The sequence below is a fragment of the Streptomyces sp. SID14478 genome, assembly GCF_010548525.1.
In the GTDB taxonomy this organism is placed as follows: Bacteria; Actinomycetota; Actinomycetes; order Streptomycetales; family Streptomycetaceae; genus Streptomyces.
Map to the genome: position 1 here is coordinate 1 of NZ_JAAGMG010000648.1, position 10546 is coordinate 10546.

At 72.7% G+C, this 10546-nt stretch carries 10 protein-coding genes; 8 read left to right on the top strand and 2 right to left on the bottom strand.

The annotated features are described in order from the left end of the window. From G3I40_RS21595 to G3I40_RS21620, 6 genes are all read left to right on the top strand, one after another. A partial coding sequence (locus G3I40_RS21595) for a prolyl oligopeptidase family serine peptidase (RefSeq protein ID WP_164303786.1) occupies positions 1 to 1507 on the top strand: 1507 nt, incomplete at its 5' end. A 14-nt stretch (positions 1508 to 1521) separates the two neighbouring features. After that, on the top strand, positions 1522 to 2442 hold the full coding sequence (locus tag G3I40_RS21600; protein ID WP_164303794.1) for an LD-carboxypeptidase: 921 nt from the start codon (positions 1522 to 1524) through the stop codon (positions 2440 to 2442). 446 nt (positions 2443 to 2888) lie between these two features. Then, the gene (locus G3I40_RS21605) at positions 2889 to 4685 is read left to right on the top strand and encodes a CocE/NonD family hydrolase (protein WP_164303795.1); all 1797 of its coding nucleotides are present in this window, start codon (positions 2889 to 2891) and stop codon (positions 4683 to 4685) included. A 117-nt stretch (positions 4686 to 4802) separates the two neighbouring features. Continuing rightward, on the top strand, positions 4803 to 5045 hold the full coding sequence (locus G3I40_RS21610) for a LapA family protein (protein ID WP_164303787.1): 243 nt from the start codon (positions 4803 to 4805) through the stop codon (positions 5043 to 5045). Continuing rightward, positions 5042 to 5380: a hypothetical protein gene (locus tag G3I40_RS21615; protein ID WP_164303788.1), complete on the top strand. Its 339-nt coding sequence runs from the start codon at positions 5042 to 5044 to the stop codon at positions 5378 to 5380. The genes G3I40_RS21610 and G3I40_RS21615 overlap by 4 nt, the downstream gene beginning before the upstream one ends. Positions 5381 to 5400: 20 nt before the next feature. Further along, positions 5401 to 5958, top strand: coding sequence for a GNAT family protein (locus G3I40_RS21620; RefSeq protein WP_164303789.1), 558 nt, complete (start codon positions 5401 to 5403; stop codon positions 5956 to 5958). Here the strand turns inward: G3I40_RS21620 and G3I40_RS21625 are convergent. Next, positions 5927 to 6277, bottom strand: a complete 351-nt coding sequence (locus tag G3I40_RS21625; protein ID WP_164303790.1) for a DUF6204 family protein — start codon at positions 6275 to 6277, stop codon at positions 5927 to 5929. The genes G3I40_RS21620 and G3I40_RS21625 overlap by 32 nt on opposite strands. 71 nt (positions 6278 to 6348) lie before the next feature. On the opposite strand from G3I40_RS21625, the gene G3I40_RS21630 reads away from it, so the two are divergent. Then, entirely contained in the window at positions 6349 to 7248 is a 900-nt protein-coding gene (locus tag G3I40_RS21630; RefSeq protein ID WP_164303791.1) for an arginase family protein, read from the top strand. Positions 7249 to 7333: 85 nt separating this feature from the next. Then, on the top strand, positions 7334 to 9310 hold the full coding sequence (locus G3I40_RS21635; RefSeq protein ID WP_164303792.1) for a DUF5107 domain-containing protein: 1977 nt from the start codon (positions 7334 to 7336) through the stop codon (positions 9308 to 9310). A 20-nt stretch (positions 9311 to 9330) separates the two neighbouring features. Here the strand turns inward: G3I40_RS21635 and G3I40_RS21640 are convergent. Beyond that, a partial coding sequence (locus tag G3I40_RS21640; protein ID WP_164303793.1) for an amidohydrolase occupies positions 9331 to 10546 on the bottom strand: 1216 nt, incomplete at its 5' end.

A 10546-nucleotide genomic window follows, 5' to 3' on the forward strand; every position in this document is an offset into this window, starting at 1 on the left:
CGTCCCGCTCGACGGCTCGGCCGCCGAGGACCGGGCGGCGGTGCGCGAACTGACCGACGACGCCCACCGGTTCGTCACCGGCGCCCGCCTGTCGCCGGACGGCCGATGGGCCGCGTGGATCGCCTGGGACCACCCGCGCATGCCGTGGGACGGCACCGAGCTGCTGCTCGCCGAGGTCGACGACGCGGGGGCGTTCGGCCCGGCGCGGACCGTGGCCGGAGGCCCCGAGGAGTCGGTCTGCCAGGTCGAGTGGGGCCACGACGGCACGCTCCTGTACGCGGGGGACCGCAGCGGCTGGTGGAACCTGTACCGGTTCGACGTCCGGGACGCCGGCGCGGTGGCGCAGCCGCTGTGCCGCCGTGACGAGGAGTTCGGCGGGCCGCTGTGGAAGATCGGCCTGAGCTGGTTCAAGCCGCTGGAGGCCGGGCTGATCGCCGTCGTGCACGGCGTCGGCGCCACCGCCCTCGGCGTGCTCGACCCGGAGACCGGCGAGGTCGTCGACAACGCCGGGCCCTGGACCGAGTGGTCCGCGTCGCTGGCCGTGCACGGCACCCGGGTCATCGGCGTCGCCGCCAGCCCCCGCACCGCCCCCGAGGTCGTCGAGCTCGACACCTGCACCGGGCGCACCCGGGTGGTGGGCGCCGCGCACAGCGACCCGGTGGACCCGGCGTACTACCCCGAGCCGCAGATCCGCACCTTCAGCGGCCCCGACGGCCGCGACATCCACGCCCACATCTACCCGCCGCACAGCCCCACCCACGTCGCACCCGGCGAGGAACTGCCGCCGTACGTCGTGTGGGCGCACGGCGGCCCCACCGGCCACGCCCCGCTCGTCCTCGACCTGGAGATCGCCTACTTCACCTCGCGCGGCATCGGCGTCGCCGAGGTCAACTACGGCGGCTCGACGGGCTACGGGCGGGAGTACCGCAACCGGCTGCGCGAGCAGTGGGGCGTCGTCGACGTCGAGGACTGCGCGGCGGTCGCCCTCGCACTCGCCGACGAAGGCACCGCCGACCGGGACCGGCTCGCCATCCGCGGCGGCAGCGCCGGCGGCTGGACCAGCGCCGCGTCCCTGACCAGCACGGACGTCTACGCCTGCGGCACCATCATCTACCCCATCCTCGACCTCACCGGCTGGGGCAGCGGCGAGACCCACGACTTCGAATCGCAGTACTTGGAGTCGCTCGTCGGGCCGCTCGCCGAGGTCCCCGCGCGGTACGTGGAGCGCTCCCCGGCCGAGCACGCCGACCGGCTCACCGTTCCCTTCCTGCTGCTCCAGGGACTCGACGACGTGATCTGTCCGCCCGCCCAGTGCGAGCGGTTCCTCGCCCGGGTGGAGAGCGAGGGGCGGCAGGTGCCGCACGCGTACATCGCCTTCGAGGGCGAGGGGCACGGCTTCCGCAGAGCGGACACCATGATCCGCGCCCTGGAGGCCGAACTCTCCCTGTACGCCCAGGTGTTCGGCCTGCACCCGAGTGGCATCCCCACGCTGGAGCTCACCAAGTGAAGTCCCTGCACCAAGTGAAGTCCCTCGTACGTCCGGACAGGCTCGCCCCCGGGGCCCGGGTCGCCGTCGTCGCGCCGAGCGGCCCCGTTCCCGAGGACCGGCTGGCGGCGGGCCTGGACATTCTGCGCGGCTGGGACCTGGAGCCCGTCGTCGCACCTCATGTCCTGGACGTGCACGAGGAGTTCACCTACCTGGCGGGCAGGGACGCCGACCGCGCCGCCGATCTGCAGCGGGCCTGGTGCGACCCCGGCATCGACGCCGTGTTGTGCGCCCGCGGCGGGTACGGGGCCCAGCGCATGGTCGACCTGCTCGACTGGGCGGCGATGCGGGCCACCCGTCCGAAGGTCTTCGTCGGGTACAGCGACATCACCGCGCTGCACGAGGCGTTCGCGGTCCGGCTCGGCGTGAGCACGCTGCACGGGCCGATGGTCGCGGCGGCCGACTTCCTCAAGAGCGAGCGGGCGCAGGACCATCTGCGGGCCACGCTCTTCGCGCCGGAGTCGGTCCAGGTGATCCACGGGGTGGAGGGGGTCGGCGCCCTGGTGCCCGGTGTCGCGCGGGGCGTCACCGTAGGCGGCTGTCTCTCGCTGCTCGCCGCCGACCTCGGCACGGCGCATGCGCGGGTCTCGGCGCGCGGTGGCCTGGTCTGTCTGGAGGACGTCGGCGAGGAGGCGTACCGCATCGACCGGTACCTCACCCAACTCCTGCGTGGGGGCTGGCTGGAGGGCGTCTCGGGGATCCTGCTCGGTTCCTGGGCGGAGTGCGAGCCGGTGCGGGAGCTTTTGGTGGAGCGGCTGGGCGGGCTCGGGGTGCCTGTGGTGGAGGAGTTCGGGTTCGGGCACGGCGCCGGAGCGTTGACGCTGCCGCTTGGGGTGGCTGGGCGATTGGATGCCGGGGCGTCGACGTTGAGCCTGGATGTGCCTGCTCTGGGGTGAGCGCCTTCGCGTGTGCCGGGTGGTTGTCCGGTGGGCGGCTGCCGGTGGGGTGGGGCTTCTCGCGCAGTTCCTCGCGCCCCTGGGGGGTGTGGGTGAGTGCCGGTTGAGTGTGGCTGGTTGCGCCGTTCCTCGTGTCCCTGGGGTGGTTGGCTTCTGTGGGGTGGGGTGTGGCTGGTCGCGGTGTCCTGCGGTCCTGAGGGCTTGTGGGCGGCTGCCGGTGGGTGGGGCTTCTCGCGCAGTTCCCCGCGCCCCTGGGGGATGTGGGTGAGCGCCGTTCCTCGTGTCCCTGGGGGGTGCGGCTTCGCTGCTTGTTCCCGGTGGCGTGGGGCTATATGTCGTACCGGGGGCGGGAGTTGGGGGGTAAGAAAGCGGTGCACGGGCATTGACCCGTTACTGACACGCGTCACACGATGGCTCCGCGCGCAAACTTACTGGTCGGTATGACGATGCGTGGAGGTCCCCTTTTGTCCAGATCCCGTGCCCTGCTCGCTGCCGCCATCGGCACCGCACTGGCCGCCCCGCTCGCCCTGAGCGTCCCCGCGGGTGCCGCCGCGCCTGCCGCCGGGGAGTACACCGTCACCGCGTTGAAGTTCACCGTGGAGGCCGGCGGGCGGCAGTGCGTCGTGGACGCCGATCTCTACCGGCCCGCCGGGGTCGACGCGCAGCACACCGCGCCGGCCGTGCTGACCACGAACGGGTTCGGCGGCAGCAAGTCGGACGGGTCCACGGACGCGACCGGCAAGGCGTTCGCGCAGCGCGGGTACGTCGGGCTCGTCTACTCCGGGCTAGGGTTCGGCAAGTCGGGCTGTCTGATCTCGCTCGACGACCCGCGCATCGACGGCAAGGCCGCCTCCGCCCTGGTCGACTTCCTCGCCGGGACCCGCGCCGCCGACGACGGCACCAAGGTCGACTACGTGACGGCCGACAAGAAGGGCGATCCGCGCGTCGGCATGATCGGTGGCTCCTACGGCGGCGCCGTCCAACTGGCGACCGCCTCCCAGGACCCGCGCGTGGACGCCCTCGTCCCGATGATCACCTGGAACGACCTGACGTACTCCCTCGACCCGCAGAACGCCGCCGACCGCGACGTGCCCGGCGTCTTCAAGTGGCAGTGGACCAACGGCTTCTACCTGATGGGAGAGGGGCAGCCGCTGCTCGTGCCGTCCCTGGACCCCTCGCGCATCAACAAACTGAGCTGCCTGCACTTCGTCGACGACGCCTGCGAGACGATCAGCACCCTCAACTCCGGGCGCTATCCGGCCGACAGGACCAAGGCCCTGCTCGACTACGCGCGCAGCGTGTCCCCGGTCTCGTACCTGAAGGGCGTGAAGGCGCCGACGCTGGTCGTGCAGGGCCAGAGCGACAGTCTGTTCAACCTGAACGAGGCCAGGGCCACGTACGACACCCTGCGCGAACAGGGCACCCCCACCAAGATGATCTGGCAGTCGTGGGGGCACAGCGGCGGTCTCACCGACCCCGCGAGCGGCGAACTCAACCTGGCCCAGGGCAACTTGGAGACCAGTTACGTCGGCAAGCGGATCCTCGCCTGGTTCGACACGTACCTGCGGCACGAGAAGGGCGTCGACACCGGGCCCGCCTTCGCCTACTACCGCGACTGGATCGGCGACCCGAACGACACGTACGCCACCGCCCCCTCCGTCCCGGCCCTGTCCCGCAAGCTGTACCTGTCCGGCGACGGCAAGCTCGTCGACAACCGCGAGAAGGTCGCCCGCGGCAGCCGCGAGTACCGCAACTGGCTCATCCCCACCAGCCACTCCGAGTCGTCCCTGGCAGGCCTCATCGGGCTGCCCGACCCCGCCCCGCACGACACCCGCGGCACCTACCTCGACTGGACCACCGAGCCGCTCGACCGGTCGACCGACGTGGTCGGCGCGCCCAAGGCCACGCTCAAGGTGATCTCGCCGCGGACGGAGCGGGTGCAGAACTCGGACGACGCCGCGGACAAGCTCGTCCTGTTCGCGAAGCTGTACGACGTCGCGCCGGACGGGACGAAGACGCTGGTGCACCGGCTCGTGTCCCCGGTCCGCGTCCCCGACGTCACCCGGCCCTTCACCGTCACCCTGCCCGGGATCGTGCACCGCTACGAGAAGGGGCACCGCATCCAGTTCGTGATCGCCGCGAGCGACGACGCGTACGGCGGCAACAAGGGCGTCAAGCCGGTCACCGTCTCCAGTTCGCCCGAGGACACCGGCACCGTGGAGCTGCCCGTCGTCACGGAGTAGATCCCCGCGCCCGTCACCCGTACGGGCCTCCGGCCCATGCGCGATCGCCGCCTGCCCGCACATGCTGGGCGGGGAGGCGGCGACGACCTCCGGGGGAACGACGGGAAGGGTCCACCGATGAGCCCCAAGGACACCGCGAGCTCCGCGAAGAGCGGCGGCTCCAGCGCGTTCACGCCGGCCAGGATCGGGGTCCTGGTCCTGTTCGTGCTCGCCGTCATCTTCATCTTCGAGAACACCCGGCAGGTGAAGATCAGGCTTCTCATCCCGGAAGTCTCCATGCCGCTGTACCTGGTGCTCGGCCTCGTGTTCATCATCGGCGGGATCTGCGGGGGCTACTTCATGGCGAGGAGACGCAAGTGAGACGAGTGGCGACGGTGACGGCGGGGGCGGTGCTCGCCGTGACGGTGTCCGCGGGCGCCGCGGCCGCGGCCGACGGGCCGAGGATGCCGGACTTCCGGGGGCGCGGCCTGATGCACGTGTTCTCGACGCTCGATTACCGCACCAGGGTCGAGGTGACCGACGTCAGCGGCGCGCACCGGCACGTGCTGTGGCCGCTGAGCTGGAAGGTGTGCTCCCAGTCCCCGGCCGTCGGCAAGGAGGTCGGGGACGCCACGGTGCACATCGGCGTCGTGAAGAACGGCGAGAAGTGCCCCGCGGCCGTGCCGCGGGCGGTCCCGGAGGCCGCCGCGTACTAGCTGTTGCATAGGCTCGCGCAATGGCCGATCACCTTGCCGAGGGGCCCCGCGTCGCGCTGCGCCCCCTCGCTCTCACCGACGCCGACGAGTTCACCGCACGGGCCCGCGAGAGCCGGGAGCTGCACGAGCCCTGGCTCTTCCCGCCGCGCGGCGCCGAGGCCTTCGCCGGGTACGCGGGCCAACTCGTGGACGACCCGACCCGGCGCGGCCTCCTGGTGTGCGAGCGGGACACCGGGGCCATCGCCGGGTTCATCAACATCAACAACATCGTCCGGGGCGGCTTCCGCTGCGGCGCCCTCGGCTACGGCGCGTTCGCGCACGCCGCGGGGCGCGGCCTGATGTCCGAGGGGCTCGGCCTCGTCGTGCGGTACGCGTTCGGTCCCCTCGGGCTGCACCGTCTGGAGATCAACGTCCAGCCCGCGAACGCCGCGTCGATCGCGCTGGCCCGCCGTGCGGGGTTCCGCCTGGAGGGTTTCTCGCCGGACTTCCTGTTCGTCGACGGGGCCTGGCGCGACCACGAGCGCTGGGCGCTCACCGCCGAGATGCTCAGCGCGCCGGACGGCCCGGCTTCCGGTTGATCTTCATCGTGTCCATGTCGGTCACCTTCGCGCGCAGCTCCCCGTGCCCGTACCCGCGCTCCGCCAGGTACGCCTCGGCCTGCTCCTGCGCCAGCGCGGCCGCCATCTCGTCGCCGTCGTCCGGGTCGGACTCGACCACGTAGCGCATCGAGAAGTGCTTGAGCGAGCGGTCGTACGCGAGCGAGCCCTCGGGGCCGAACCGCATCCCCGCGATGCCCTCGTGCTCCGCGACCTCGGCGAGCAGCCGCTGGCGGGCCGCTTCGGTGAGGCCGTCGAAGGTGCTGCGGACGATGACCCGGTAGGTGTGGCTCTCGGCCATGGTGGGAGGTGCTCCTCGTCGTGCTGCGTAGCTGTTGAAAACGACAGCGTACGTCGATGAGGATGCCTCGCATGCGGAATATCGTCGCCCTCGACGCCCCCTCCAACCTGGGCCTGCGCCCGCCCGCCCCCGGCGCCGTCCCCGGCGTCTACAAGCTCGCCGGCGCCCTGCGGGAACAGGGCATCGTGCGCCGTCTCGGCGCCTTCGAGGGCGGTGTCGTCGTCCCGCCGCGCTACGACCGCGGCGACTGGCAGGAGGGCGACGGGGTGTTCAACGCCGCCGCGATCGCCGCGTACACCGTCCGGCTCGCCGACCGCGTGGAACGGCACGTGCGCGCCGGGGACTTCCCGCTCGTGCTCGGCGGGGACTGCTCGATCCAGCTCGGGGCGGCCCTCGCGCTGCGTCGCATCGGCCGGTTCGGGCTCGCCGCCGTCGACGCCTCGGCCGACTTCCGGCACCCGGGGAACTCGGACCGGATCGGCGCGGCCGGCGGCGAGGAACTGGCCCTCGGGACCGGCCGCGGCCAGCGGGACCTCACGGACATCGAGGGGCTGCGGCCCTATCTGCGCGACGAGGACGTGCGGCTCTTCGGCGGGCGGGACGCCTTCGAGGACGACCGCGCCGAGCTCGCCGCCCTGAAGATCCCGAACGTGACGGTCGGCGAACTGCGCGAGTGGGGCGTCGACGACGTCGTGCGCGGCCACGTGCAGAGTTTCGAGGTGCCGGTGCTGGACGGATTCTGGGTGCACCTCGACGCCGACGTGCTCGACCCGTCCGTCATGCCCGCCGTGGACAGCCCCGACGCGGACGGCCTGCTGCCCGACGAACTCCTCGCGCTGCTGCGGCCGTTGCTCGCCTCGCCGAAGTGCGTCGGCATGAACGTCACGATCTACGACCCCGATCTGGACCCGGACGGCACCGCCGGCGCCCTGCTCACCGACCTGGTCGTCGCCGCCTTTGCGCAATCCTGACCGGGGAGGCCCCTGGTCAGCTCCCCGATGACCATGTTCCATGGTCATCGGGGCGGGCCGCGCCCCGTGGCAACGGGAGGCAGACATGACGGTCGTACGACGTGAGGTACTGACCCTGCCGGGCGCCGCGTTGGGACCGGTGAACCCGCTGCCGCCGCTGCGGCCGCTCGACGAGGTGCACGTGCTCGACGAGCGCTCCAAGGAGGACCTGCCGCTCGACATGGCACGCCAGCTCGGCTGGCGGCCGCTGCGCAGCGTGCTGCCCGAGCGGCTGCGCGACGGGTACGGGCGCGAGCGGACGTCCGTCGCGCTCGACGCCCTCGTCATCGAGAACGACCGGCTGAGGGCGACCGTGCTGCCGGGCCTCGGCGGGCGCGTCGCCTCCCTGTTCCACAAGCCCACCGGACGCGAGCTCCTGTACCGCAACCCGGTGTTCCAGCCCGCCGCCTTCGCGCTCAACGGCGCCTGGTTCTCCGGCGGCATCGAGTGGAACATCGGCGCCACCGGCCACTCCACCCTGTCCTGCGCGCCCCTGCACGCCGCCCGCGTCACCGCACCCGACGGCGGCGAGATGATCCGCCTGTGGGAGTGGGAGAGGCTGCGCGACCTGCCCTTCCAGGTCGACCTGTGGCTGCCCGAGAACTCCGACTTCCTGCACGTCGGCGTCCGCATCCGCAATCCGCACGAGAAGCCCGCGCCGGTCTACTGGTGGTCCAACATCGCCGTGCCCGAGGAGCGCCGGGTCCTCGCGCCCGCACGCGAGGCCTGGCACTTCGGCTACGAGCACGCGCTGCGCCGCGTCCCCGTGCCGCAGTACGACGGGACCGACCGCACGTACCCGCTGAACAGCGAGTTCCCCGCCGACTACTTCTACGAGGTGCAGGACGGGCGGCGCCGCTGGATCGCCGCGCTCGACGAGGACGGGCAGGGCCTCGCCCAGACGTCGACGGACGCGCTGCGCGGCCGCAAGCTGTTCCTGTGGGGGAGCGGCACCGGCGGGCGGCGCTGGCAGGAGTGGCTGACCGAGCCCGGCACCGGAGGCTACGCCGAGATACAGGCCGGGCTCGCGCGCACCCAACTGGAGTACGTACGCCTGGAGTCGGCCGGCGAGCTCAGCTGGCTGGAGGCGTACGGCCCCCTGTCGGCCGACGCGAAAACCGTGCACGACACGGGCAGTTGGGACGGCGCGGTCGCCGAGGCCGAGGAGCGGCTCGAACAGGCCCTGCCGCGCGCCGCGGTGCAGGACGCCTACGAGGCGTGGCTGCCGCACGCGGACGCCGAACCGGGGGAGCGGCTCGCCGTCGGCTCCGGCTGGGGCGCGCTCGAAGTGCTGCGCACCGGCGAGAAGTTGAGCGGCACGCCGTTCGACGAGTCCACGCTGGACGAGGCGCAGGCGCCGTGGCGGGAGCTGATGGAGACGGGTGTGTTCCCGGAGCCGCGGCGGGTCGGCGCGCCCGGCCCGACCCTGGTGGCCCCGCCCTGGCGGGACATGCTGGAGACGGCGCCGGCCCGGCCGCTGTCCGAGTACCACCTGGGGGTGGCGCAGTGGCATGCGGGCGACCGCGCGCAGGCCGTGCGCAGCTGGGAGCGCGGGCTCGAACTGGCCGCGTCCGACTGGCCGTTCCTGCGCTGCCTGGCGGTGGCCGACGCGACGGACGGGCACCGGGAGCGGGCCGCCGACCGGTACGTCGAGGCGTTCGACGACCTGTGCGCGGAGCGCCGGGACGACGGGGAGGCGTGGGTGTCCGTGACGGCGGCGCTCGGCCGCGAGGCGATCGAAGCGCTGCTCCTGGCGGGGCGGACCGCGAAGGCGCGCGGAGTCTGGACGCGGCTGCACGCCGACACCCGGGCCAGGGGGCGCTTCCGGCTCCTGGAGGTGCAGATCCTCGCGGCCGAAGGGGAGGTGGAGAAGGCCCGGCAGGTGCTGGAGTCCGGGTTCGAGGTGGCGGACCTGCGGGAGGGGGCGGAGACCCTCGGGGAGGTCTGGGCGAAGGTCGTTCCGGGCGAGCCCCTGCCCGCCCGGTACGACTTCCGCATGCGACCGCCGTCCGGCAGCGCCTGAGAGCCGCGTGCCGGACCCGACTACACCAGCTCGCCGTTCCTCGCGACGACCCGGCCGCCGTGCACGACGATGTCGCGCTGCGGCACGTCGACCAGCACCTGCGGCACGCACTCGCCGCGGAGCAGTACGAAGTCCGCCGGTGAACCGGGGGTGAGGTCGGCGTGCGGCAGGCCCATCACGTCGGCGCCGCCGTGCGCGCCCACCGTGTAGCAGGCGGTCAGTTCGTCGTCGAGGCGGACGTCCGTGACCCAGCCGAGGAGGTGCGCGCGGTGCAGCATGTCCGCGTTGCCGAACGGGCTCCAGGAGTCGCGCACCCCGTCCGAGCCGAGCCCCACCCGCACGCCGTGCTTCTTCAGCTCGGTGATCGGCAGCACCAGGGACTCGTTCGGCGCGACCGTCGTCAGGGCGATGTCCAGATCGGCCAAGTCGTTTGCCGTCGCGCTGAGTTCGGGCGCGGACAGGAACGGCAGGCAGAAGACGTGGCTCACCGTCACCTTGCCGCGCAGTGACAGCGCGCGGGTGCGCTCGATGATGCCGCGCAGCACCTGCGTGCCCTTCTCGTCGCGGTCGTGGAGGTGGATGTCGACACCGACGCCATAGCGGTCCGCCAGGTCGAAGACCAGGTCGAGCTGCTCGTCGAGGGCGTGGTCGAAGCTGATCGGGTCGATGCCGCCGATCATGTCGACGAGGCCGCCCCGGGCCGCGTCCTCCAGCAGCTTCGCCGTGCCGGGCGCGCGGACCACACCGTGCTGCGGGAACGCCACGATCTGCACGTCGAGCGCGTCCGCGAGCCGCTCCCGCGCCTCGGCGATGCCCTCCAGACCGGCGAGGCCGTAGGCGGGTGCGACATCGGCGTGCGCCCGCATCGCGCGGGTGCCGCGGGTCACGGCGTGCGCCATCAGTCCGTACGCGCGCTCACCGACCGGGCGCTTTTGCGAGCGGAACAGCTCGACGTCCTGCGCGCAGTAGTCCGCGATGCCGCTCGCCGGCTTGCGGGAGACCCAGGCCCCGCCCCAGCTCGTCTTGTCGGGGTGGATGTGCGCGTCCACGAGTGCCGGCAGCGCGAGCCGGCCGCCGCCCTCGACGACCTCGGCGCCGCGGGGCGCGGGTCCGTCGCTGATCAGGCCGTCGACGACGGTGAGGTCCACGGCGTCCCGCGCGCCGAAGGGGCGCACGTCACGGAAGACCACGGCCTTCTTGGGGTGGTGCGGCGCGCCGGAGGCGTCCGTCGCGGCG